Annotated in this window: 28 protein-coding genes; 1 reads left to right on the plus strand and 27 read right to left on the minus strand. The window is 46.4% G+C overall.

The features are described from left to right. The first annotated feature begins 105 nt into the window (after positions 1 to 105). Positions 106 to 915: a FlxA-like family protein gene (locus tag Q0V21_RS03850; protein WP_079349468.1), complete on the plus strand. Its 810-nt coding sequence runs from the start codon at positions 106 to 108 to the stop codon at positions 913 to 915. A 111-nt stretch (positions 916 to 1,026) separates the two neighbouring features. On the opposite strand, the gene Q0V21_RS03855 is transcribed toward Q0V21_RS03850, so the two are convergent. The 27 genes from Q0V21_RS03855 to spoIIIAA all read right to left on the minus strand — a co-directional run bounded on the left by Q0V21_RS03855 (position 1,027) and on the right by spoIIIAA (position 25,219). Further along, positions 1,027 to 1,833, minus strand: coding sequence for a GGDEF domain-containing protein (locus Q0V21_RS03855; protein ID WP_301878397.1), 807 nt, complete (start codon positions 1,831 to 1,833; stop codon positions 1,027 to 1,029). 190 nt (positions 1,834 to 2,023) lie between these two features. Further along, on the minus strand, positions 2,024 to 2,890 hold the full coding sequence (locus Q0V21_RS03860; RefSeq protein ID WP_024630981.1) for an EAL domain-containing protein: 867 nt from the start codon (positions 2,888 to 2,890) through the stop codon (positions 2,024 to 2,026). A gap of 309 nt (positions 2,891 to 3,199) precedes the next feature. Continuing rightward, positions 3,200 to 4,015, minus strand: a complete 816-nt coding sequence (gene spo0A, locus Q0V21_RS03865; protein WP_024630982.1) for a sporulation transcription factor Spo0A — start codon at positions 4,013 to 4,015, stop codon at positions 3,200 to 3,202. Positions 4,016 to 4,207: 192 nt separating this feature from the next. Then, a complete protein-coding gene (gene spoIVB / locus Q0V21_RS03870) occupies positions 4,208 to 5,539 on the minus strand; it encodes a SpoIVB peptidase (RefSeq protein ID WP_079349471.1) in 1,332 nt (443 codons plus the stop codon). 120 nt (positions 5,540 to 5,659) lie between these two features. After that, positions 5,660 to 7,378 carry a DNA repair protein RecN gene (gene recN / locus Q0V21_RS03875; protein ID WP_053784420.1) on the minus strand — a complete coding sequence of 573 codons (1,719 nt, stop codon included), beginning with the start codon at positions 7,376 to 7,378 and terminating at the stop codon, positions 5,660 to 5,662. Between the two features lie 56 nt (positions 7,379 to 7,434). Next, the gene (gene ahrC / locus Q0V21_RS03880) at positions 7,435 to 7,884 is read right to left on the minus strand and encodes a transcriptional regulator AhrC/ArgR (RefSeq protein ID WP_079349472.1); all 450 of its coding nucleotides are present in this window, start codon (positions 7,882 to 7,884) and stop codon (positions 7,435 to 7,437) included. Positions 7,885 to 8,005: 121 nt separating this feature from the next. Further along, a complete protein-coding gene (locus Q0V21_RS03885) occupies positions 8,006 to 8,494 on the minus strand; it encodes a hypothetical protein (protein ID WP_236642090.1) in 489 nt (162 codons plus the stop codon). 81 nt (positions 8,495 to 8,575) lie between these two features. Continuing rightward, a complete protein-coding gene (locus Q0V21_RS03890) occupies positions 8,576 to 9,421 on the minus strand; it encodes a TlyA family RNA methyltransferase (RefSeq protein WP_301877684.1) in 846 nt (281 codons plus the stop codon). Between the two features lie 68 nt (positions 9,422 to 9,489). Next, the gene (dxs, locus tag Q0V21_RS03895; RefSeq protein WP_079349474.1) at positions 9,490 to 11,397 is read right to left on the minus strand and encodes a 1-deoxy-D-xylulose-5-phosphate synthase; all 1,908 of its coding nucleotides are present in this window, start codon (positions 11,395 to 11,397) and stop codon (positions 9,490 to 9,492) included. Positions 11,398 to 11,676: 279 nt separating this feature from the next. Next, positions 11,677 to 12,582, minus strand: coding sequence for a polyprenyl synthetase family protein (locus Q0V21_RS03900; protein ID WP_079349475.1), 906 nt, complete (start codon positions 12,580 to 12,582; stop codon positions 11,677 to 11,679). Then, positions 12,575 to 12,832, minus strand: coding sequence for an exodeoxyribonuclease VII small subunit (gene xseB / locus Q0V21_RS03905; protein WP_079349476.1), 258 nt, complete (start codon positions 12,830 to 12,832; stop codon positions 12,575 to 12,577). The genes Q0V21_RS03900 and xseB overlap by 8 nt, the downstream gene beginning before the upstream one ends. Further along, positions 12,822 to 14,186: an exodeoxyribonuclease VII large subunit gene (gene xseA, locus Q0V21_RS03910; protein WP_079349477.1), complete on the minus strand. Its 1,365-nt coding sequence runs from the start codon at positions 14,184 to 14,186 to the stop codon at positions 12,822 to 12,824. Before xseA ends, xseB begins: the two co-directional genes overlap by 11 nt. 9 nt (positions 14,187 to 14,195) lie before the next feature. Further along, positions 14,196 to 15,053 carry a bifunctional methylenetetrahydrofolate dehydrogenase/methenyltetrahydrofolate cyclohydrolase FolD gene (gene folD, locus Q0V21_RS03915; RefSeq protein ID WP_079349478.1) on the minus strand — a complete coding sequence of 286 codons (858 nt, stop codon included), beginning with the start codon at positions 15,051 to 15,053 and terminating at the stop codon, positions 14,196 to 14,198. Between the two features lie 88 nt (positions 15,054 to 15,141). Beyond that, positions 15,142 to 15,594, minus strand: coding sequence for a transcription antitermination factor NusB (gene nusB, locus Q0V21_RS03920; RefSeq protein WP_024630993.1), 453 nt, complete (start codon positions 15,592 to 15,594; stop codon positions 15,142 to 15,144). A 195-nt stretch (positions 15,595 to 15,789) separates the two neighbouring features. Continuing rightward, entirely contained in the window at positions 15,790 to 16,023 is a 234-nt protein-coding gene (locus Q0V21_RS03925) for a DUF2273 domain-containing protein (RefSeq protein ID WP_079349479.1), read from the minus strand. Between the two features lie 14 nt (positions 16,024 to 16,037). Then, the gene (amaP, locus tag Q0V21_RS03930) at positions 16,038 to 16,577 is read right to left on the minus strand and encodes an alkaline shock response membrane anchor protein AmaP (RefSeq protein ID WP_024630995.1); all 540 of its coding nucleotides are present in this window, start codon (positions 16,575 to 16,577) and stop codon (positions 16,038 to 16,040) included. A 147-nt stretch (positions 16,578 to 16,724) separates the two neighbouring features. Continuing rightward, the gene (locus Q0V21_RS03935; protein ID WP_024630996.1) at positions 16,725 to 17,135 is read right to left on the minus strand and encodes an Asp23/Gls24 family envelope stress response protein; all 411 of its coding nucleotides are present in this window, start codon (positions 17,133 to 17,135) and stop codon (positions 16,725 to 16,727) included. 226 nt (positions 17,136 to 17,361) lie between these two features. Continuing rightward, the gene (gene accC, locus Q0V21_RS03940) at positions 17,362 to 18,705 is read right to left on the minus strand and encodes an acetyl-CoA carboxylase biotin carboxylase subunit (RefSeq protein WP_301877688.1); all 1,344 of its coding nucleotides are present in this window, start codon (positions 18,703 to 18,705) and stop codon (positions 17,362 to 17,364) included. A 54-nt stretch (positions 18,706 to 18,759) separates the two neighbouring features. After that, positions 18,760 to 19,224 (minus strand): acetyl-CoA carboxylase biotin carboxyl carrier protein, encoded by a 465-nt coding sequence (gene accB, locus Q0V21_RS03945; protein WP_063565765.1) that lies wholly within the window; start codon positions 19,222 to 19,224, stop codon positions 18,760 to 18,762. Between the two features lie 139 nt (positions 19,225 to 19,363). Then, entirely contained in the window at positions 19,364 to 20,203 is an 840-nt protein-coding gene (locus Q0V21_RS03950; protein WP_079349481.1) for a SpoIIIAH-like family protein, read from the minus strand. A 66-nt stretch (positions 20,204 to 20,269) separates the two neighbouring features. Further along, positions 20,270 to 20,908: a stage III sporulation protein AG gene (gene spoIIIAG / locus Q0V21_RS03955; protein ID WP_053784409.1), complete on the minus strand. Its 639-nt coding sequence runs from the start codon at positions 20,906 to 20,908 to the stop codon at positions 20,270 to 20,272. Between the two features lie 15 nt (positions 20,909 to 20,923). Further along, a complete protein-coding gene (spoIIIAF, locus tag Q0V21_RS03960; RefSeq protein WP_301877689.1) occupies positions 20,924 to 21,805 on the minus strand; it encodes a stage III sporulation protein AF in 882 nt (293 codons plus the stop codon). Between the two features lie 31 nt (positions 21,806 to 21,836). Further along, on the minus strand, positions 21,837 to 23,027 hold the full coding sequence (gene spoIIIAE, locus Q0V21_RS03965) for a stage III sporulation protein AE (protein ID WP_024631002.1): 1,191 nt from the start codon (positions 23,025 to 23,027) through the stop codon (positions 21,837 to 21,839). Between the two features lie 21 nt (positions 23,028 to 23,048). Continuing rightward, a complete protein-coding gene (spoIIIAD, locus tag Q0V21_RS03970; protein ID WP_017687586.1) occupies positions 23,049 to 23,438 on the minus strand; it encodes a stage III sporulation protein AD in 390 nt (129 codons plus the stop codon). A gap of 32 nt (positions 23,439 to 23,470) precedes the next feature. After that, positions 23,471 to 23,674 (minus strand): stage III sporulation protein AC, encoded by a 204-nt coding sequence (spoIIIAC, locus tag Q0V21_RS03975; protein WP_017687585.1) that lies wholly within the window; start codon positions 23,672 to 23,674, stop codon positions 23,471 to 23,473. Positions 23,675 to 23,703: 29 nt separating this feature from the next. Then, positions 23,704 to 24,222, minus strand: coding sequence for a stage III sporulation protein SpoIIIAB (spoIIIAB, locus tag Q0V21_RS03980; RefSeq protein WP_079349483.1), 519 nt, complete (start codon positions 24,220 to 24,222; stop codon positions 23,704 to 23,706). Beyond that, positions 24,215 to 25,219, minus strand: a complete 1,005-nt coding sequence (gene spoIIIAA / locus Q0V21_RS03985) for a stage III sporulation protein AA (protein ID WP_024631004.1) — start codon at positions 25,217 to 25,219, stop codon at positions 24,215 to 24,217. The genes spoIIIAB and spoIIIAA overlap by 8 nt, the downstream gene beginning before the upstream one ends. Between the last annotated feature and the right edge of the window lie 121 nt (positions 25,220 to 25,340).

The raw sequence follows: 25,340 nt of genomic DNA on the forward strand, positions 1-25,340 counted from the left end.
ACACAAGTGAAAGCGAACTTATTAGCCAGCGTATCTTCATTTGCTTCTTGTAACATCCGATATATGTAAGTAGATCCACGATATAACGAAGAAGGGGAAAAGATCATGAACTCAATTTCACCTGCCGCCAAAAGCAGCTCCACCTCCGGTAGCCAAGTCTCCAGCAGAGATAAGGAAATTCAAGGACTTATGAAACAAAAAATCAGGCTTAATGAAGAACTGCAATCTGTCAAATCCAATGATCAATTGGACTCCAAAATTAAGGCTGAACGAGTTAAATCTATAACGAGTTTCATCCAACAGGTCGATAATCAAATTGCCCAAATCAAAAGCGAGGAGCTTCAAGAAAAAAATAAATTAAAACAGTCTGATCAACCTAAGCAACAACAGCCTCAACCGTCTGAGGTCACCGACGAAAATCACGCTCCGGCAATGGGTCATCTAATCAAAAATAGCCAGACTTATGATCAGTTAGGTAAACTTGTCGGTTTGCGTGATCGCATGCACGGGTCTATTCAAACATTAGAGGGTGAAACCAGATTCGATCGGATCGTTCTCGATAGCGACTCGGGAAATGACATGGGCAAGTCAATGATGTTGGAAAACGCAGAACAAACTGTTTTTCAAATGAAGCGTGAAATGGTCCAAGAGATTGATTCTCAAATTCGCAAGGTTGATGAGTCAATTGGAGAAAAATTAAAAGAAATAAACCAACCGGTACCAACAGAAGTTGCCGATTCGATTCCACCATCTCATGCAAATGAAGTTCAGGAAGTGAATAAAGAAAATAAGGCAGAAAATAAATCGAAGATTTCCAATGGTACACAGAATGATAAAGACCTAGGAAAAATTCAAGAAACGCAATCAAATGCATCCTCTGCCCCTTCCTATGTTTCACTTGACATTCGGGTTTAACCAATTACATATAAGGATTGTATTTTCAGTAAAAAACCGTTATTTACAGGTCAATTTCCCCTGATAAATAACGGTTTTTCCACATCCGATGAATCTCTCCCACAATTATCGTTATACAGCTTCCTCATTTCCGCAAATGATGCTGCCATTCACCGATTTACATACTTTTTTAATCCGGGTCGCCTCACTCACAATTTGATCAATATTTTCATACTGTTGTCCACGGTTCGTAACCACAGCGATTGATACCGACACGAGTGGTATAGGTCGATTCAGTCCAGAACGTCCTTCGCCCAAAACATATTCATTATCCAAGTCATCCTGATTGTAGAACATTCGCCTGATCTTCTCAAAACCTGCTATCACCTCTTCACAAACATCTCTAAAGTCATGATGATTTAATATTCCAATAAAATCGTCGCCGCCGATATGGCCCAGAAAAGCTTCTGGAAAAACAAAAAGCTTCCGGAGCAGATTAGCAGTAGCTTGAATAAGCTGATCCCCCATTTTGAACCCATAGCTATCATTGTAGGATTTAAAGTGATCCAAATCTATGTATAGAACACTAAAATAATCAAGCTGGAGTAACTGATCTAATCGTTCATCTATGATTCGGTTACCCGGAAGCCCTGTCAAGGGATTCATGAAAATCGCCATCTCGGCTCGAACATCCGCAACTGCAAGCAGCAAACGTCGGATACTAACCGCTCCATACAAAACGCCTTCAGCCGTTATAAGCACCAGATCGTATAGTTCTTCTTCAGATCGATTCATTGCCAGCACGCTTACATCCGTAATCTGTTCAGCGTAATCGACGACCAGTGCCCGAACGTTCATAACCAGTTCCACCGGGCGTCCCATGTACAAATTATAGCCGTATTGTGTCCCAATCTGCTGGAAGAAACGAGCTCGCATCATTAATGACACGCCCTGTTCTCCCATAATCGCGACACCTTCCAGATTGGGATTGGACTTAAAAAGATTATAGACGATATCACATTTTGTTTCTGGCGCTACTACAGGAATCGTATCGGCTATCTCACCTATTTGCGTAAATATACCATTCGCCTCCTCTATGCATAGCTATACCATCTACTTTTTTAAATCTTTAATTACCCTTGGGAAAAGATAAGGGAGACGGCTTTAATACGGTGTCTGGCCTTCCAAGTGCGTAACCCTGACCGTATTCAATACCTTCACGACGCAAAAATTGAATTTCTTCGTAACGCTCGATACCTTCTGCGATGATACTGGTCCCCGAGTCGACTGCAAATTGTTTAAGGATCCTTACAATGTGCTGCTGATCCGGATGTGTGTCCACTCGACTAATCAACGCTCTGTCTAATTTAATAAAATCCGGTTTGAGGCTTACAATCGCCTTGAGACTGCTGTAACCTGAACCTGCATCATCAATCGCAATCCGAAAGCCCTGAGATCGATAATTTGAGAGGATCCGTTCGAATTCCACATAATCATGAACGGCCTGTTTTTCAGTTAGCTCGAAGACCACTTGTTCAGGGGATAGACCATAACTGTTCAGTAGACTGATGGTTTCTCCACTGCGGTAGGTGGAATCGGCTAAAACCTGAGGATGTATATTTAAAAAAACGACAGTATTTTCGGGATACCGTTCTGTAGTTAAAGAGGCTCTGAATCTTTCAATCGAAATCTCACGACAGAAGCGTTCAAACGCGAAAACCTGATCCGTATGACCAATGAATTGATAAAAAGCTTCTGCATTTGGAAAAAGGTTAGATATGGGAGGACGGTTCAGTATTTCGTAACCAAGACATCTCCCATTCTGCAGATTCAAGATTGGCTGAAAATATGTAGTAAGCATTCTATCCCGCATAATTTTTTGCAGTCCCGTGAATTGCCTGTAACTAAGAATAGATTGTTGAAGCGATTTATGTACATATCTCAGAGAATTGTATAGTTCGTTTTTGTATGTATAGAGAAAAGTGGTTCTCTTCATATCATTCATCCTTTATACCTATAATGTGATCTTGTCAGTGGTCACATCGTACCACTTTCTTGCTGAGAAAGCGTTAACTGCAAGTAAAAGTTTGTAAAAACTTTCACCATTCGAAGTACACATTCTGAGAAATACTTATTCGCTTCTGTTTAATAAAGATTGCTCCACTCCTTGAAGGAAAGTACAAATTGTAGGTAAAAAAAACACCACGCTTCTATCGGCCTTGGAAGACTCAATAAAAATGTGGTGTTCACTTATCCATACAGAAGTTCAATTATTTGTTTCAGATTACCCTTATTCCTGATCCTTTCAGGACACCTTATGCTCAATTCTGAGCTTGTCAGCGACCATCGCGATGAACTCGGAGTTCGTCGGTTTCGACTTGCTGATGTTGATGGTATAGCCAAACAGGTGGCTGATGCTGTCGATGTTGCCACGGGTCCAAGCCACTTCAATGGCATGACGGATCGCACGTTCGACGCGAGACGGCGTTGTTTTGAACTTTTCGGCAATGGCTGGATACAGGGTTTTGGTGATGGCTCCCAAAATTTCGATATTGTTATACACCATGGTGATGGCTTCGCGTAAATACTGATATCCTTTAATATGCGCAGGAACGCCGATTTCATGTATGATGGACGTAATGCTTGCATCCAAATTTTTGTGTTTACCCATCGGCACCACGTTGGACTTGTTCATAAACATCGATGAACCGCTACCACCGCCTGTGGAGATCGTGGTTTGTGTGCCAACGAGTTGACGAACACGATTCGCGAGTACTTCCATGTCAAACGGTTTCAGGATGTAATAAGAAGCTCCGAGTTGCACGGCACGCTGCGTGATATTCTCTTGTCCGAAAGCCGTAAGCATAATGACTTTGGGCTGTGGAGACAGATTCAGGTTGCGCAGACGCTCCAACACACCCAGTCCATCCAGGTGAGGCATAATAATATCCAGAATCAGTACATCTGGTACATCGCGTGTCTGCTCCAGCAGCTGCAGCACTTCTTCTCCATTGTAAGCAATCCCAGTCACTTCCATATCTTCCTGTTCGGATATATATTCGGCAAGCAAATTCGTAAATTCACGATTATCATCGGCCAGCAGTACCTCAATTTTTTGCAAAACGGTATCCTCCTTTAATTTAAACATCGTTTCGTACATTTCCTTACAGGTTAAATTTTCGACACAGCAGAGGAAATTCCTTCTGTCGAATATTATTTTTCTTTATTTTTTTTTCCCGTTGCTATATAATAAATATTTTATTTCATTATCTGATGTTTTATGTTTCCATTCGACAAAAAAACCTTAAGGAGGTTAACCCGCCTTAAGGTTTTTTGCATTATCCTTCTTCATCATGACTCCTGCATCCTGTAACATCCATTCAATGAAACAGCCATAACCTGATTTCGGATCATTGACGAATACATGGGTCACAGCACCAATCAATTTTCCATTTTGAACAATTGGACTGCCACTCATGCCTTGTACAATGCCTCCGGTCTTATCCAACAGCTTCGGATCAGTTATACGAAGCACTAGACCTTTCGTTGCCGGTTCGGATTGGTCGGCAACATGAACAATATCAATCGCGAAACGTTCCACTTGCTGGCCCTCAACGACAGTGAGAATTTCTGCAGGACCTTCCTTTACTTCATGGGAGAAAGCAACGGGAATGCCTTTGGAATACAAACTATGTTCAGGATTACCGGACATTTTACCAAAGATACCAAAAGCCGTATTGCGTTCAATATTGCCCAAAATTTTACTTTCTTTCAGGAAATGAGCGCGTTTCTCACCCGGATCACCGGATTCACTCTTGGAAATCGACGTTACATTGGACTGAACGATCTGACCACTACCGACAACGATGGAGGTTTGAGTATTCATATCCGTAATGACATGTCCCAGCGCGCCATACACGCCCTGATCCGGAGCATAGAAGGTTAATGTCCCTACACCTGCTGCGGAGTCACGAATGTACAATCCAAGCCTCCAGGCTTTATCTTCAGCATCATAAGCAGGTGTCAAACGCGTTTTAACCGTTTCTTTGCCGCGTTTTAATACGACATCAATTCCTTTTTTGTTCTTGCCTGCAAGCTCAACAGCTTCAGCAACACCCGATACACCATCCAGACGCTTACCGTCCATATGGGTAATCAAATCTCCAAGCTTGATGCCTGCTGATTCTCCAGGGGATACACGTTCATCCTGACCAGAACGGACGAGATGGTGCCCTACAACCAGAATCCCTGCAGATTTTACTTTAACGCCAATGGTTTGACCACCGGGCACTACACGCAAATCCGGAATCACGTTTACGTTAACCGTTTTTACCGGAATTTTGCCCCACAACTTTAAAGTTAATTTGGCCTGTCCCGTTTGTTGGGGATGAAGATGCAAAGGTTGTTCCTTCGTTACGTGGACCGCAGTTTCCTTTCCATCGAAACCGACGATGTCAGGGCGATCCACAACAGCGCTTGAAGCAGCCGGTACAGCAAGATGAACATCAGCCTGCCTGCCTGCAAATACCTGTACCTCATCAGGTAATGAAGCATAACTTTGCACAGGCTGAATGGCCTGGCTGATCACACATAGAAAGAAGGCAAATAAAAGACCTAGCAATTTCTTCCTGAGGGGGGAATTCAATGGCTGTCACACTCCCTTTGCTTCTTTCGCTTGACGAAAGGTGGTCGCCAATTGCGTACCTATAAGATAACCTCGCCCCCAGGCTTTTATTACTGTCAATCATTACGCCAGTCACTCGTTTCACCCTTTTTTGGCTTCCGCCAAATTCAACATTTCCTGTGCATGATGCAGCGTTTTTTCTGTAATTTCCACACCGCCCAGCATACGTGCCAATTCTTTCACTCTGCCTTCGTCTGACAGCGATTCCACTTGTGTCATCGTGCGCCCGTCATAGACATGCTTCTCGATGAGATACTGATGATCCGCCATACAAGCCACTTGCGGCAAGTGAGTAATAGAGAAAACTTGGCAAGTCGAGGACAGACGGTATAATTTCTCCGCAATGGATTGTGCTGCTCTTCCACTCACACCCGTATCCACCTCGTCAAAGATCAACACCGGTATCCGATCATGACGTGCGAAGATACTCTTCATCGCCAGCATCATTCGGGATAACTCACCACCGGAGGCAATCTTGCCGAGCGGACGTAAAGGCTCACCTGGATTCGGAGAAATGAGGAATTCCGCATTATCTGCACCCTGACGCGTTAGACGAATACGACGCCCATTCCATTCGATCCCTTTTGAATCTTCAAAAGGAGTAATCTGAACTCGTAACGTTGTTCTCTCCATCTGTAGATCCTTAAGCTCACTTTCCACCTGCGCTGCAAGTTCTTCTGCACATTGTTTACGAACACGGCTAAGTTCCTCGGCAGACTCCATAACCAATTTGAGTAATTTGTCCCGTTCATTACGCAGCTTCTCCAGGCGTTCATCCTTGTTCTCCAGCTGGTCGGTTTCATGGCTAATTTGTTCATAATAATTCAAAATAAGTTCCACACTGTCGCCGTATTTCCGTCTGAGGCCAGAAATCAGATTCAGTCGCTGTTCCACTTCTTCCAGTCTACCTGGGTTAAATTCGATCTTCTCGCGATAATCGCGTAACTGAAACGTGGCGTCTTCCAGCTGATAAAATGCTGACTGGAGCTGTTCAACAATAGGCTGCAGCCCTTTGCTGTCATAACCCGATATATCTTCAATGCGTGACAGAGCGATGCTTACAGCTTCTAACCCACGTTGACCGCTAAGCAGATCATAGGCACCGGCTACACTGTCCATCATTTTCTCACTATGGGATAGTTTGACCCGTTCTTCTCCGAGTAATTCATCCTCACCCTGCGTTAAAGAAGCAGCTGCAATCTCTTCCAGCTGAAAGCGATACATGTCCAGCAATTGATATGCCCGTTGACTGGATTCCTGAAGCGCACGCAGTTCTTTTTCCGCAGTAATAAATTTACTGTAGCGCTCCTGATACTCCGCTTTGACTGGACCTATGATGGCTGCCCCGTATGTATCCAGAAGTCCCAGATGACTCTCTGCACGTAACAAACTTTGGTGCTCATGCTGCCCATGAATATTAATTAATTTCTCTCCGACTTCACGAAGCATCGTCAAATTGACCAGTTGGCCGTTAATACGAGATGTGCTTTTACCTTGCGTGTTCAATTCACGACGGATCACCAGATGCTCCTCCGGCTCACAATGGATACCAAGCTTCTCCAGCGTCTCCCATACGGGATGGCTTGGCTCCATTTCAAACAGAGCCTCCATCTCAGCCTTCTCACATCCATACCGGATCAGATCGGCTGAGCTTCGTCCACCTGCAATTAAACCCAGCGCATCAATAATGATTGATTTTCCCGCCCCTGTTTCACCAGACAAAACATGAAATCCCGGGTGAAAAACAACATCAACCTCTTCCACAACAGCCAGATTACGAATCGATAATGTAACTAACATCTGCAAAAACACCTCCGGATGACTCCTCAGAAATTATGTTTTTGAACCATTATATTCTAGGAAATATAACCCATAATCCGCTCAATAACGGTCACGCTGTTACTTTCCGTCCGGCAAATGATGAGTATGGTATCATCTCCACAGATAGTCCCCATCACTTCGGTCCACTCGATATTATCGAGCAACGCAGCAATGGAGTTCGCTGTGCCAGGCAAACACTTCATCACGACCAGATTGTTTGAGTGATCAATGTGTAAGAAGTTGTCCACGAGGGCACGTTTCAGCTTCTGAATCGGATTATATCGTTGGTCAGTCGGCAACGAATACTTGTAACGTCCATCATCCATCGGGATTTTGATTAAAAGGAGTTCCTTGATATCCCGGGATACTGTTGCTTGAGTCACCTGAAATCCGGATTTACGCAAAGCTTCAACCAGATCATCCTGGGTTTCTATTTCGTTTTGACTAATAATTTCACGTATCTTAATGTGTCGTTGTCCTTTCATACATGCCTCCAGTTAAAAGTTCAATATATTGCAATGACGGCAAATTTTAATTTCCGTACACTTTGCCATGCTGCAATTCGTTATTCGTTATATAAGCAACTTCCAGGTTATATAAATACCCTTAGTCCAGATCATCTCCATCGTATACATCTTCCTGATAATCCATGAGCCTGATGATCTTGATATCCGATTCCTCCATGTCCACATACAGCAAGCCTTCACAGCCGGGATATAACAACAAATAATACAGGAAACGGTCTCGCAGGGCTGGGCCAGTAAGTTCAAGTGGTTGTCTGCGACGAGACGTCTTCACCAGATATCTTTCCTCATCACGCTCTGCCACATAATCAATGAACAGCCTGCTGTAATAAACGGATTCATTCGCTTCAAAGGCAAGTGGAACCTTCATTTTACCTCCGATGACTTCATATCCTTCCGCTTCAAGCAGATCCAATGCCGGTGAGTCCTGGATTTCTGAATTCAGTTGCATACCCGACAAACTTACCGGAATCGGACGATTAACCCAATTCCGCAAGCCAAAGAACAGCCATAATATCAAGCAGACAGCAAGTACACCAATAACAATTGTGTCATATTGCCCATCCATCATCGCTCACCTCGAAGACATATTCGAGATTCGACAACCGATTTCCTTTTAGAATGTCACCTTTCCAGCGAAAAGAAACCCATCTTATGATGAGTTTCCTGTAAAAGTATGAGCAGCTTCCATTGCAACTTGATCTGCAAGTGCATCAAGTGAAGCCTGAACGTTCTCTTGTTGTGTTGCCTCTGGTTCTTCCAGACGCCAATGTGCGAGAAATTCGATATTGCCTTCTCCGCCTGTAATCGGCGAGAAAGTTAAACCCTTCAGCTTCAATCCAAGCTCATTGGCGAAACGGAGTATCGTCTGCAAAACATCCTTGTGAACCTTAGAATCACGAACGACGCCAGACTTGCCGACTTTCTCACGGCCTGCTTCAAACTGAGGTTTAATCAACGCTACAATGTCTGCCGGCTGCTTCAGAAGTGCCAGCAACGGGGGCAAAATAATTCTCAGCGAAATAAAGGATACATCGATACTGGCAAAATTCGGTACAGGTCCATTTAAATCTTCCGGAGTCACATAACGGAAATTGGTTCTTTCCATTACAGTAACCCGTTCATCATTACGGAGTGACCAATCCAGCTGGTTATATCCTACATCGATGGCATATACATGAGATGCACCATGCTGTAGAGCACAATCGGTAAATCCGCCAGTCGATGAACCGATATCAAGCATCACAAGTCCATTCATATTGAGGTCGAAGTGACGGATCGCTTTTTCAAGCTTTAATCCGCCTCTACCAACATAGGGGTGTACTGAACCCTTTACTTTAAGTTCGGCTTCCCTTGGAATCTTCATGCCCGCTTTTTCAATCCGCTCATTGTTGGCATATACCAGTCCAGCCATGATTGCAGCTTTTGCCTTCTCACGACTTTCGTAATAACCCTGCTCAACCAGCAGAACATCAATTCGTTCTTTCGGGAGTGACATGTCTTTCTCCTATCATGTAGTAATCCTAATTAATCAATCATGTGTTCCAGTTACTCTAATTGCTCCTGTTACGAAGGAAACCGAGTTCTGGACATGCCATATGAAGATTGGGCTGCCATACTGCGCAGCTCCGAGCTCACATTCTCGACCGTGAGTCCCACTTCAGCTCTCTGATCCTCAATGCTTCCATGCTCAATGAATCGATCAGGGATGCCCATCAGTTGCACGTGAACATCATGCAGCCCTTGTTCTGCATAGAACTCCAGAACTGCACTGCCCATACTGCCAGCTTGTGATGCTTCTTCAAGCACAATCAACTTCGTGCCTCGGACAGCCAGATCACGCAGCATCTGCTCATCAAGCGGCTTAAGGAAGCGTGCGTTAATTACGCCAACCGTAATACCTTCTCTTTTAACCGTCTCAGCAGCTTCTTCAGCAAGCTGCACCATCGATCCCGATGCGATAATCGCATAACCTTCAGATGGACGAAGCTGCTCCCATGTACCGATTGGAATCGGAATGAGTTCATTGTCTAGAGGTACGCCTACAACATTGTTTCGTGGATAACGATAAGCAATTGGACCTTCATTATATTCAAGCGCCGTCTTCATCATATGACGCAATTCATTCTCATCCTTCGGCATCATCAGAACGATATTTGGAATATGACGCATAAACGCCACATCGTACACACCCTGATGCGTTTCGCCATCCGGCCCGACAAATCCGGCACGGTCAATAGCGAACATAACATTGGCGTTATGACGACAAATATCATGTACAATCTGATCATATGCACGCTGCATAAACGTCGAATAAACGGCAAATACGGGTTTCAACCCTTCCATAGCCAGTGCTGCACACATGGTTGCCGCATGCTGTTCAGCAATACCCACGTCAATCATGCGATCAGGGAATTCCTTACTGAAAGGAATAAGTCCCGAACCTGTTGGCATGGCTGGTGTCACCGCTACAATTCGTTTATCCTGCTTGGCAAGATCAATCAACGTTTTGCCGAACACTTCAGTATACATCGGTTTGCCTACAGCTTTTAGCACTTGACCTGATTCAATCTTGTACGGAGAAATGCCGTGCCATTTGTGTGAATCGGCCTCAGCAGGCTGATAGCCTTTACCTTTGGTGGTAAGCACATGCACCATTACAGGGCCATCCACGTTATCCGCCTGTTTGAACGTTTCAATCAATTTAGGAATGTCGTGTCCATCAATAGGTCCCAAATAGGTAAAGCCCAGCTCTTCGAACAGAACTCCTGGAACCATCATGTATTTGACACTATCTTTAATCCAGCTCGCCGATTTGGCCAAACGATCCCCGATGGCAGGAATTTTTTTGAGCATTCCTTCCACGTCGTCCTTGGCTTTCAAATAATGACGATCCGAACGGATTTTGCTCAAATATTTATGCATAGCCCCAACATTCGGAGCAATGGACATTTCATTATCATTGAGGATGACCATCAGTTTTTTCTGCTCATGACCAATGTGATTGAGAGCTTCAAACGCCATACCACCTGTAAGCGCTCCATCCCCGATCATCGCAATAACCTGATTGTCTTCACCCTTAAGATCACGGGCAAGCGCCATGCCCATTGCAGCAGACAACGATGTACTGCTGTGGCCGGCTTCCCATACATCATGTTCACTCTCGTTACGTTTAACAAATCCGCACATCCCGTTGTGCTGACGCAGTGTATCAAAGCGATCCATCCGCCCCGTTAGAACCTTGTGCACATAAGCCTGATGCCCTACATCGAAAATCATTTTGTCCACAGGACTGTTATAGCAATAATGCAGGGCTACCGTGAGCTCAACCACTCCTAAGTTGGGTGCAAGATGGCCCCCTGTAACAGACAGCTTCTCAATCAGAAACTGCCGGATCTCTGCCGACAAAAGAACGAGATCATCCTGAGACATCGACTTTAGATCACTGGGTTGTTTAATTTGTGGAAGCAGCACGAGAATCTCCCCGCTTTCCTAGATTGTTTGATTGTTTTGTAAACGATATATACACAGTTTATTAAATCACATTAAAACATTATAACATAAAAGAACAAGAATCATAATTTACGGCACTATACTCCAGATAACGAGCATTTTCGCCAGCAACGAACGTATGATCTTCCTCCATATGTATTCCCCAATTCATTTGGGACACTCTACTCATGAACCCAGAAAAAGCACATTAAAAGGATTACACTAATCTGAGTGATTTGAAACAGTGATGTTCTCCAGAACCTAATGATCACGACTCATCAGATAATCAGCAATCTCTATCAGTCTGGAAGGGTCAGGTAACTCCGCTCTATCAAGCGCATCTTTTGCAGATTGCGTAAGGGATTTCACCTCATGAAGGGACGCATCCATTCCAATAAAATAAGGATATGTAACCTTTTGCTGATTCACATCACTTTGCGTCTTCTTGCCCATTTTCTGCTCGTCACCCGTCAGGTCCAGAATATCATCCTGAATCTGGAAAGCCAGCCCCAGGTCTCTGCCAAATACCCGCAGCGCTTCCAATTGACCTTCTGTTGCACCACCAATGCGTGCTCCAGCAATGAGAGAAAACACAATTAAATCTCCGGTCTTATGCAGATGAATGTACTGCAGTTGGGCAAGATCAGTCATCCCCTGCTCGCCCTCCATATCAGCCACTTGTCCGCCAACCATGCCTCTGGCTCCAGCCAGTTCGGACAATTCCTCTACAATGGACAACAATGCATCTGCTGACACACCGCTGCGACGACCTGCCTGAACGATACTATAAAAAGCATGCGTTAACAGTGCATCACCAGCCAATATAGCTGTCGCTTCACCAAATACTTTGTGATTCGTTAATTTTCCCCTGCGATAGTCGTCATTATCCATTGCAGGGAGGTCATCGTGGATCAATGAATAGGTATGAACCATCTCCACGGCGCAGGCTACCGGCAGTGCAGCTGAACGCTGTGCACCGAAGGCTTCCGCCGCAGCAACGACCAGAAGTGGACGAAGGCGTTTGCCCCCGGCCATAAGTGAATACTGCATCGCGTCAACCAGTGACTGAGGCACATCCCAGTGAACAGGAAGAGTCTGCTTCAACTCTCCCGTCACTTCAGCTGTGACTTCCTCAAGATACATTTCAAACGAAGGACGATTACTCATTGACTTCACCGCTTTCGTCGACAGTAGTGCCGAACGGTTTCTTGCGAAGTTCCCCATCCTCTTCTACGATCATTTCGATCTTACGTTCCACTTGTTCCAGCTTCAAACCGCAAAGTTGTGAAAGCTTCATTCCACGCTGAAACAAATCAATGGCCTGTTCCAGTGGAACATCACCATGCTCTAGCTGACCTACGATGTCTTCCAATGCCGCCATTGCCTCTTCAAAATTCAATTCCGGTTCATTCGCCATGGGTATTGTCGTCCTCCTTCATTCCCCAAACCTGACAGTCCAGCTGCCCGTCTGTTAATTTAATCTTTATCGAATCTCCAGGCTGTACATCCTTCATCGATTTGATCAATCGTTGCTCCTGTTCGTCATATACAAGGCTGTAACCTCGTGACATGACTTTGAGCGGGCTAAGCGCATCCAGATGCCGCACAGATGATTTCCATTGCTGCTGCTTCGCTCTCGTAATAGATCGGATGGCAACCTCCAGCTGACGCCGGGCTGATGCATTCTCGCGTCTTGCTGCATTTACCTGTTCGCGAGGATTGAAACGCTGCAATGCCGCACGCAGACGCTCCTGCTTCTCAACCGTCCATTTCATGCGCGTATTTACCGTTCTCAGAAGTCGTTGTTGCAGCATGTCCAGTCGCTCCGTATGCTGCATTAAGGTACGCCTTGGGTGCACAAGTACAGGTGAACGTTGCAACCTGGCCAGTCGCTCGCGATTATGAACAGCACGCTGACGTAAACTGTGCTGCAGCTGACGCTGACGCTGAGCAATCTGATCAAGCAGTTCAGCTCGATTGGGCACTGCCAGTTCGGCAGCAGCCGTAGGCGTTGCTGCACGCAGATCCGCAGCAAAATCAGCAATCGTAAAATCTGTTTCATGCCCGACTGCTGAGATCACTGGAATGTCCGAGCCCACAATCGCTCTTGCCACGATCTCCTCGTTGAAAGCCCACAACTCCTCCAATGATCCACCGCCTCGTCCAACAATCAGCACATCGGCTTCGCCCATTCGGTTCAGATTGTTGATGGCCTTCACAATGGAAGGAGCCGCGCCTTTACCCTGAACGAGAACAGGATATAGAATCACTTGGGCAGAGGGATATCTGCGTTGTAAGGTAATCATGATATCCCTTACCGCTGCACCTGTAGGAGAAGTGACCACACCAATCGTCTGTGGGAAACGGGGAATCGGCCTTTTCCGTGATGCAGAGAACAGCCCCTCGTCCTCCAGCTTTTTTTTCAGCTGCTCATAAGCCAAATACAGACTTCCGATACCGTCCGGCTGCATGTGTGTGGCGTAGAATTGATATTGTCCATCCCGTTCATACACCGAGACATTGCCACGAGCAATAACCCTTGCACCCTCCTTCGGTACAAAGGGCAATCGTTGATTATGGGAAGCAAACATAATGGATTTAATTCGGCTGTCCTTGTCCTTTAATGTGAAATACATATGACCACTGGAATGATGTGTAAAATTGGAAATCTCTCCGCGCAGCCATACATCCGACAGTACCTGATCCGATTCCAGCTTCATCCGGATGTATCGGTTCAGGTCTTTAATGGAGTAGATTTTTTGATCTGCCACAGATTCGACCTAGGCCAATCCGTGAGCGCGTTTGGCAGCGATCAGTGTATTTTGCATCAACATGGTAATCGTCATTGGACCAACGCCTCCAGGAACAGGTGTAATTGGACCAGATACTGTCTTCACGCTTTCGAAATCCACATCCCCTGCCAGTTTGCCGTTATCCAAACGGTTCATCCCCACATCAATTACAACGGCACCCGGTTTAACGAAATCGGCATCCACAAAGTTTGCACTTCCAATGGCAACCACAAGAATATCTGCTTGGCGCGTGATCTCTTTCATGTTTGCTGTACGGGAATGACACATGGTTACCGTTGCGTTCTCACGTTGAAGCAGCAAGGATACCGGTTTGCCGACAATGTTGCTGCGTCCGATAACTACGGCATGTTTGCCCGACATTTCGAGACCCGTACGCTTGATCAGCTCGATTACGCCCGCAGGGGTACATGGCAACAGGCTATCATCACCAATGACGAGATTACCCACATTAACCGGGTGGAATCCGTCCACATCTTTGTCTACGGCGATCGCATCGATAACCGCTTTCTCTTCGATATGCTTCGGTAGTGGGAGCTGAACCAAAATGCCGTTAATGGATTCCTGCTTGTTCAGCTTGTCCACCAGAGCGAGCAGTTCCTCTTGGGACGTGCTTGCATCCAGACGATGAACTTCGGAATAGAAACCGAGGTCGTGACATGCTTTTTCTTTATTACGCACATATACTTGGGATGCCGGATCTTCCCCGACGAGCACTACAGCCAGACCAGGTACTACCCCCTGTTCGCTAAGCTGTTTTACTTCAGTTGTCATGCTTGCGCGGATTTCTTGGGATACTTCCTTACCGTTAATAATAGATGCTGTCACTGTACTCTCTCTCCCTTATGTGAACATATGATTTAGAATCGGTACTGAAAACCGGTCTTTTTGAAAATAAACTATATTTAATTGTAACTTAAGACATTTTTGCTTTGATGGTGTCGACTTCCTGAATCATGCGCCCAAGTACACCATTAACGAATTTACCGGATTCATCTGTACCAAAATATTTGGACAATTCAATCGCTTCATTAACGGATACCTTTGCCGGAATATCATCACGGAACACCATTTCATACGTTGAAAGCCGTAAAATCTGGCGATCTACCCGCGACAGACGACTAATCTGCCAGCCTTTCAAATAATCGACGAGTAAGCCGTCAATCGCTTCTTTATTGTTCCATGCGCCCTGTACCATTTCGGTCACGTAGGTACGCATCACATCTGCATCACGAATAACCACTTCGGTTTCATTGTCTTCAGCGGCTTCATTGATCAACATATTCACGGCTTCAGCTGCGCCCACTTCATTCATTTCCATCTGATACAGACTTTGTACTGCAATTTCCCTTGCCAAACGTCTTTTCATGTCCTGCCTCCTGCAGCGCTCCCTCTGGAGCGTCATCATGCTTATTTTAAAATATAAAATCTTTGATGGAATCAGAGATCTTATTATATTGTTATCCCTTTTCACAAAAAAACCTGCAATCGTTTCCTCCAAAAAACGGGCAACCTAAACTACAGCTCTATTTTCGGAAGAAACATATTGCAGGGTTCAGGTGGCTCACTTAAAGGGACGCCAGCGATCGCCGAGCCATTGCCCCCATTCCCTCCAGGGAATGAACGAGCCCAGCTTCGAGTCGCTTCGTCTGCCTAACGTATAACCGATGAACACCAAGAGTGCAAAGAACAACATATCCCAAAAACCGATCCATACATAAAGAAATCCAAAAAAGATGCCGGCGATAATTCCGGTAATTCGGCCTCTGTGACTATCCCAAATCTCTCTCCACAGCATCAGTGAAACTCACCTCATTCCACTCGACTCTTGTAGTTAGGCGACTGGGTAACGTTAGCGATATACACGGTGACAAAAGAAACCGGGATACCCGTAATCTCCTGTACATGATCATGTATTGCCTTCTGCAGATCGGATGTCAGCGTCGGGATTGGCGTCTCGCCATCCACTACCGCGCGAATCATAATTTCCAGTCCGGATTCAACCACACGAATACGAGCTTTGACATCACGCACTCCCCGGAAACGGGAAGTTGCTTTGAGACAGAGATTTTCAATCGTTTCCATCGAAATCTGTACATCACCATATTCGGTACGCTGATCTACAGACGGCAATGAAGCACGATCACGCCGAACCGAGATGTAGAAAAATCGCAAACTCAGGATAAACAAAATCGCTGCTGCAACAACCGCCGCAACAATAACGTTTTGTTCCTGCTGGTAATTCAATTCGTAAGGCAGCACACCACTGATAAGAAGTATGACTGCTGCCGATATTGCTCCAACGCTTATGCTGTATATAAACAACAGAAGCCGATCCAGTATTTTAGCCACGAACTGCACAGCCTCCCTTGCTCACTAACATTGCTTAACCTGCCCATTGGCAAAAAGTGATCCTCAGGTGCAAGCTTTCGCTTTCTATGAAGACCTGTCCAAGACGGGATAACCCCCGGCAGTGATGCCGGGGGAATCTGTCTTCTTTTATTTTACGCGCTGACTGTTCAGGTCGATTTCTTCTACTTTCTCGGTGCTCTTGAACTGAACGTCATGAATGTGCACGTTCACTTCATTCACATTCAATCCTGTCATGTTCTCAATGGAGCGCTTCACGTTCTGTTGAATTTCGGTAGCCACCTGTGGCAGACGGTAACCATATTCAATAATAACGGAAACATCCACTGCAGCTTCACGCTGACCTACTTCAACCTTAACGCCTTTGGAAAGGTTTTTGCGACCAAGCAATTCAGCAAATCCACCAGCGAATCCACCGCTCATGCCTGCAACACCTTTGACTTCAACTGTAGCCAGCCCAGCGATCACTTCAATAACTTCAGGTGCGATCTGGATTTCACCGATATCCGTTCGTTCAAATTCTGTCGGCAGTGTACTCATAACTGTTCAACACACCTTTCGCGAAATAAGTTTGCGGCCATCCGTCAGGGCGCTGGTATTCAGGCCAATCTGGCCTTCAGAACCCTTCCGGTCCGGCTTTACCGGAACTCCTGCAACCTTTATCCGCTTATTAGCTACGGCTTATCCTCTGCAGGAGACATGCGCTCTTATTATTACATACTATATCATTTGGGCTACATTATGACAAACAAGCCCAATATACCTTTTAAATCTCATTTTCCTCAAGAAATTTGATATCAAAGTCACCACGAACGAACGTTGGATGCTCCAGCAATTTCTGATGAAAAGGAATCGTAGTGAAAATGCCTTCAATCGCAAATTCAGCCAATGCACGCTTCATCTTCGCGATGGCCTCTTCCCGATTTGCTCCCCACACGATCAATTTGGCAATCATGGAGTCATAGTAAGGAGAGATGGTGTAGCCCGGATAAGCTGCACTATCTACACGTACACCCGGACCTCCTGGTGCAAGGTAGAAACCAATTTTACCTGGTGAAGGCATAAAGTTACGGTCTGGATCTTCTGCGTTGATACGGCATTCAATGGACCAACCGTTGATCACAACATCTTCCTGACGGAAAGAAAGCGGATTGCCTTCAGCTACCGAGATCATTTCGCGGATCAGATCCACTCCTGTAACCATCTCTGTTACGGGGTGTTCCACCTGAATACGTGTATTCATTTCCATGAAATAGAATTCACCGTTAGGGCTGAGCAAGAACTCAAGCGTACCTGCTCCAGAGTAATCCACGGCAAGTGCTGCCCGGACTGCGGCTTCTCCCATCAATGTACGCACGTCTTCAGAGATAATTGGACAAGGTGCTTCTTCCACAAGCTTTTGACGTCGACGCTGAACGGAACAATCACGCTCGCCCAGATGCACTGCATTTCCATGTTTGTCAGCAATGATCTGAATCTCTACGTGTTTCATGCCTGTCAGGAATTTCTCCAGATATACTCCGGCATTGCCAAAAGCTTTCTGTGCTTCCTGCTGGGCAGCTGTAATTTGCTTGATCAGCGTTTCCTCATCTTCAGCGATACGAATCCCTTTACCTCCACCACCAGCGGTAGCTTTGATAATGACAGGATATCCAATATCTCTAGCAATCATAATGGCTTCATTCATATTTTCAACCAAACCGTCAGATCCCGGAATTACAGGTACACCTGCATCCTTCATCGTTTGTTTGGCTACAGCCTTATCTCCCATTTTGGTAATAGCTTCCGGAGAAGGACCGATGAACGTAATATTGCAGGAACCACAGATTTCTGCAAAATCAGCGTTTTCTGCCAGGAATCCGTACCCGGGGTGAATCGCATCACAATCCGTCAGTGTAGCTACACTCATCAGGTTTGTGAAGTTTAGATAACTGTCTTTCGAAAGTGTAGGCCCGATACAATACGCTTCATCTGCAAGACGAACATGCAGGGAGTCTTTATCCGCTTCCGAATAGACTGCTACCGTCGAAATGCCGATTTCACGACAGGCACGAATAATACGTACCGCAATTTCGCCACGGTTCGCAATCAGTATTTTTTGAAATTTCATTTCGTTTTTGTCCTCCTTCGAAGCTCATGCAGTTGCGTTATGCGGCTATAACCGTTATTCCGGTTTTACCAGGAACAGGGGTTGTCCATACTCAACCAGCTGTCCGTTCTCAACCAGCACTTCAACGATTTCTCCCTTGATGTCAGCATCAAGCTCGTTCATCAGCTTCATCGCCTCAATGATACATACCGTTGTTTTCTCAACAACTTTATCACCAGCGCTTACAAAAGGACCTGCTTCCGGCGAGGAAGCTCTGTAAAAAGTACCTACCATCGGAGATACGATTTTATGTAAATGACTTGTAGTATCGACTTGCGGAGCAGCCTCAGCTACCACTGCAGCCGGTTGCACCTGTGGTGCAGCAATCATTTGCGGTTGAATAGCAGCTGCCTGCACATACTCGGTTTTGCCCGGTTTGCGAATCGACAACCGTGATCCTTCGTTTTCAATTTCCAACTCTTGAACGGAACTTTCATCTACCAGTTTGATCAGTTCTTTGATCTCACTCAATTTAAACATTTCCATTATTCACTCCTTCGGCATCATGCCAGTCTCACTAGGACGGTCATATGGCTTTATGTATTATATCATAATCGATAAAAATGGAAAGAGCCCGAGATCTGATCCAGCTCTCGGGGCTACTTTTCCATGATTTGGATTACTGTTCTGTCACGTATTGCACGCTGATTTTATTTTGGGATACAGCCAGTTCTTTCATCACCAGATCTACAATGGAAACCGCCTGTTTTACATCCAGTTTGTCACTAAGAACAACAACTTTATACTTGTCTGCATCCTCTTGAACGATGGCATTGGCAAACTGCTGCGACAGTGTTTCTTCAATGCCATTGATTTTGGCTTCTTTTTCTTCAAGCGTACGAAGCTGTTCTGTTGCCTTGGCATTTTCCTCTGGCGTTTTGCTCAGATCGCCCGCAACGGTCATGAGTTCCTCATATTTGCGGTTGTTGCTCTCCTCACGCTGCCACTGGTAGTTTTGGAACTGGCTGCTCGCGGACGCCGCCGTATTCTGCTCCTCCATCTCCTTAAGGACGTCCTCATCCGTTTTCGTTGCACTACCGTCTGTTCCGGCATTTGTCTCAGGAGTGGTTGTTGTGCCTTTGTCTGTCCCTTTTTCGCTGCCTTTACCTGCCTCACCTTGTTTCTCTCCCGATTCCGCAGCCGGTGATTTCTCCGTGTCTCCAGCTTCTTTACCGTCTACAACCGCCGGATTATCAACAGATTCAGTTGCAGCTTGGTCTCCCTCTGTCCCTGTAACTTCACCGCCATTGACCACTTCATTCACCACCAAACCTTCTGTCGGATCAAGGATTCCAGCTGTTTCCTTTGTTTCTCCCTGCTTCATCCCATCCACCTGCGTGCTCTCAGCTACAGGCGTATTAACCGGACCGGAATCTTCAGTGAACAGGTAATAGGCGGACAAAATGACCATCAGACTCAGCATGGATACGAGCCATACCGTTTGACGTTTGTTATTCATTAGAACTTCCTCCTCGAATTGGCTTCATTCTTGTGACGATCAAATCTTGTGATACAGGGTCCCGGACTAATCCTGCTTGCGCGGAACAACCGAAATTCGGTAGGCCGCAACATTCAGTCCTTTTTCCACAGCATCTGTAATCAGGTCCTTCACAACCTTGTTCTCTGCACCTCTGGCAACGACAAGCACGCCCCGGATTTGCGGTTTGAGCTTTTTCGTGACAATCGGCGTCTGATCCCCTGATATTTCATACGTAATAATTTCACCATCCCGGGTATACTGCGTCATATGTCGTTTGCCCCCGTTGGCATCCGTTTCTTCGGTGAGCTGCTGCGAATCCTTCACATTACGCTGTACAACAAGCTCTTCAGTAGAATCCACGGTAACCATCACATCAACAGTCCCCACACCTACGATATTTTCCAGCACACCCTTGATCTTGTCCTCGAATGCAATCTCTATCGCCTGAAATGGGTTCTGATCCGTCAGGTCCGTCTGTATAGATGCCATGGATGTAGCCGGATCAGGAGGCTCGCGACCGATATTCTCGGAATCAATCTTTTTGACATTGACGAAGGAGTTGAACAACATAATTCCCACTCCGATCAAACCAAGGATAATGAGCCAGCGAAAGGTTTGACTGCGTCGTTGTCCACCTTCTCCGCCACCAAACCAGCTTTCCATCTTTTTGAGCCATTGCCTCATCGGATACCCTCCTTCTCACAGCGCCGAAGCGCTTTTATTTTCTTTCACCTGTACTTTGTTTGCATCAATATCCCACTTCTCCGTCAATAGCGTAATAATTTGTACTGCACGTTCTGACCGGGAGGTTGTCTGTCCTTGCTGAGGAATTGTCTCTGCCTGTTCACCCCAAACAGGTGTGGAGTCAGCTTCCTGTCCACTTTGCGAATCGCCAGAATTCCTGTTACTCACGCGGCCACTTTCACGATTGCTGCCGCTGTTCACCTCGATCTGTACATCTGGGACCTCAATCTGACCAATCTGGATTGGCTCTTGTACTGGAGTCGATTCAGTGGGTTCAGATTCCGAATCAGAGCCGAGTGACGGTGCTGTACTTGCCACTGCATCCTGTTGACCTGTGTTGGAATTACCTTTGCCCGTTGTAGTCTCACCTGCCATCTCCACCAAAACATACTGGATCACGGGAAGTTCAACCGAGGATGCCAAATCTGTCTCCGATTTGGTTGTATCCATAGCGAGCTTTACCTCGACGGACTGAACTCGCTCCCCGGTTGTTTCTTCAATCTGCCCTTTCATTACGTTAGCCAGTTCTTTGGCAGTCCATTGCAGCGACTGTTCCTGTTCATTGGATTGCAGCCGCTTGCCTTGAGCCAAAATCTGTTCAAGTGTTGCACTTCCATCGGACGGCGAGTCCATGGCGGTCATCGCTCGCTTAAGCTCACCAACCGGATCACTCTTCAAGAGCTTCGTTATGGGAGATAACAGGGTCAGCAGGATAAGAAGGCTCAGCACAAGCTTGACATAGCGTTCCATGGATCGATTAGGCAGCAGCATATCCACGAAAGTCGCCAGCAGAACGATCATAATCAATTCCCGGAGCCAGCTGCTCAGCCACCCCATCCTTCCAACCCCCTTTCTCTTGAGCAGCCCCTCATCTCATCATGACAGTCAGATTGCCTGCGGTTAGCAGGATCGTGATTGCCAGAAAAAACATCAATCCAACGGCCGCCAGTGCTGCAAATACATAGATCATACTTTTGCCAATTGCCTGCAAGCACCCTACAATCGGCGTATCACCTAACGGTTGCATGATCGCGCCAGTGATGTTGTAGATCAGGGCCAGCGTCAAAATTTTAAGCGCGGGAAACGCGCATAAAAACAAGATGATGATGACACCCGTCAATCCGATTGCATTTTTCACCAGCAGTGACGCTGTGATCACCGTATCGGTTGCATCCGCAAACGTTCTGCCGACAATGGGAACAAAGTTGCCTGCGATGTACTTCGCCGCCTTCAGGCTGACACCATCTGCCACGGAGCCTGATGCACCCTGCACCGAAATGACGCCCAGGAACATCGTAAGCAGTATACCGAGCAGAGCCACACTAATGTTTCGTAACAGATCTGCCAGCTGTGTCAGCTTGTATTTGTCGGACAAGGAACTGACGAGATGTAATACTGCCGAGAAGAAGAGCAGCGGGAATACCAGCATGTGAATCAATGTACCAACCAGATGGATCATGAAAATGATGAGCGGATGGGTCACAGAAACGGTAATGACATTTCCCATTGAAGCCAGCAGCGTAAACAGCAGGGGCACCATGGCCATCATAAAGTTGATCATGCTGGCTATAGCATCCTTGGCGTATCCAATAGCTACACTGAAGCTGTTGATGGCGATGATGATAATGACCATGTAACAGATGGAGTAAGCGATTTTGCTAATATTGTTTTTCTCAAAAGCGGTTTGCAACGTCTCCAGAATCATGCTTAGCACACTTAGCATCACAATCGTGACCAGAAGTTTGCCGTTATATAAAATCTCATGCAGCATGAAGGTTCCTATCGCTATAAACACCGACTTCAGACTGAACCCTTCATTGCCGGGCATTAACATATCCATAAAGGAAGGTGTTTTTCCTTCCGGGAAAAAACCGCCGTATTGCTGCATGAGTTGATCCCAATATTTTTCCACCTGATCCTTAGGAAGCTGGTCAGCCTGCTGCTGCATCCACTCTCCTGAGGGAGAACCAGCGGCAACCTGTCCTATGATCGCAAACAGAAAACACAGCGTCAGCACGAAGGTAAGGCGCCACTGCGGCTTGTAATGCATCATTTTCATATGAAGTCCGCACGCCTCCCTCTACACCGGCATCAGCTTCATGACGGTTTCGATAATAATGCTGATGATCGGTATGGCGAGTACAAGGATCAGCACCTTGCCAGCAAGTTCAATTTTGGAAGCAATGCTCTCCTGGCCCGCATCCCTGACAATCTGTGCCCCGAATTCAGCAATGTACGCTATACCTATAATTTTCAGTACGGTTTTCAGATAAATGCTCTCCATGCCTGAATTCTCGGCAAGCCGTTTCAACACTTCAATTACTGCGCCAATCTTGCCAATCAGCAGCATGAAGATCACAATGCCAGTCGCGGCAGCAATCAGAAAAGCGAACATGGGCTTCTGTTCTTTGATAACTAAAATGAGCACCGTTGCGATGAGCGCCAGACCTACAACTTGGATAATTTCCACAGGTCACCACCATCCCGGCTTCATGACCGTTCTCATTGAAAAAGAAATATCGATTTGATCTCTTGCAGCAGGCTGTCCAGCATACGGACCACCATGAACAATACAACGACAAATCCGATCACGGTCACCCAGTGAGCCATATCTTCCTTTCCCATTTGTTTCAGCACCGTATGAATCATCGCAATGATGATTCCGATGCCCGCAATTTGAAAGATTGCGTTCACTTCTAAATTCATGACCTTGGCACCTCACTATCCCGGCTATTTCAGAAGATCAGAATGACGATTAACGCTCCGACAAGCATCCCGAGACTGCGGCACATTCGTTCATATTTCATTTGATCGGCTTGGGCACGGGATTCCTCATGCATGAGTTGCTGAATGGCTAACGAGATGTGCTTGGTCTGATCCTGACGATCACTGGTGCCAAGGCTGAAGCTCAATTGCAGCATGACCTCCCGCTCGTCTGCCTTCATAGCTGATCTTCCCCACGTCTCTTCTATCCCAGACTGCAGACTCTCAAGAGCAGTGTGACCATGGGGAGGTTCCATCTGCCTGGCTGCGTGGAGGAACAGCGTTCGAACAGGTTCTTTCGTTTGGGCTCCCATTTTCCCCATTGCATCAGGCAACGGGGTCAGCCCGTAGTTAATCTCGGTCATCAGCCGCTGGAGAGCGGCGATTAATTCTCGCAGTTGTCTGGGCCTCAAGGCATACTGCCTTGCCTTGTAGAATCCGGCGAGCGTACTGGCCAGCAGAATGATGACGGCACCGAGCATGTTAAGCAAATGCCTCACCTCCCACTTCTGTCTGCTGGAGGCCACGCATTTTACCATCGGCCAATCGAAAGGTCATGCCCCGGCTCGTCCGCTGCAGCTGTACATAGCGCTGAAACATCTGCTCGACGATCAAGGTTCTCAGCGCAGGTCTGGAAGAAAGCTCGGCCAAGTCACGACCATGTGCAGTAGCAATGACAGATACGCCAGCATGGAGTGCCTCCATCACTGCCTCCGCATCTTCAGGACGGCCTATCTCGTCCACAATCAGGACATCGGGAGACATGGAGCGAAGCATCATCATCATGCCTTCTGCCTTTGGACAACCGTCCATGACATCGGTGCGGGGTCCCACGTCAAATCCCGGTACGCCCTTGTAACTACCAGCGATTTCAGATCGCTCATCAACGATGCCAACCTTTAAACGCGGACGTATACCCTGAACTAGCTCATTGACACCCGTAAGTTTGGTTCCACTGCTAATCTGTCTTGCCAAATCCCGCAGTAATGTGGTCTTGCCTTGCTGTGGGGGAGAAAGAATTAAGGTGTGCATGACCTGTCCACTCTTCATGTCCAGCAAATAAGGCAGAATGCGATCAGCGACTCCGTGAATCTCTCGGGCAACCCTGACATTGAATCCATTGATATCACGCAAGTATTCCACGCGACCGCCACTTAGCACTGTCCGGCCAGCCAGACCGATTCGATGCCCGCCAGGAATGGTGATGAATCCTTTACGCAGCTCCTCTTCCAATGTATAAAGCGAATGATTGCTGATCAGATCCAGCAGCCTGTGTGTTACCTCTTTTAAGGGAATATAGGCTTCATCAGGCTTCGAAGTCGGACTGCCCTGGGGTGTGAGGAAGTGGTAGGTATCTCCTGCATTGATTTCCAGTGGTCTTCCTTCACGGATACGTACTTCCTCCACTTTATCTAATAAAGCGGGCGGCATTCTTCCCAGAATGGTTCGAATCGGTTCCGGAAAGATATCCTTCCAGTTCACCATCATGAATAGGCCCCTCCAACCTTGATTTCGGTTTTGTAGCGTTCCTGGTGCTTGTTCATATCTCAAGTTTATGTGTGTACATTGATTTTATGACGCTGAAATCTATCATTTTCTTCAAAATAGC

This window comes from Paenibacillus sp. 11B, assembly GCF_030487755.1.
In the GTDB taxonomy this organism is placed as follows: Bacteria; Bacillota; Bacilli; order Paenibacillales; family Paenibacillaceae; genus Paenibacillus; species Paenibacillus vandeheii.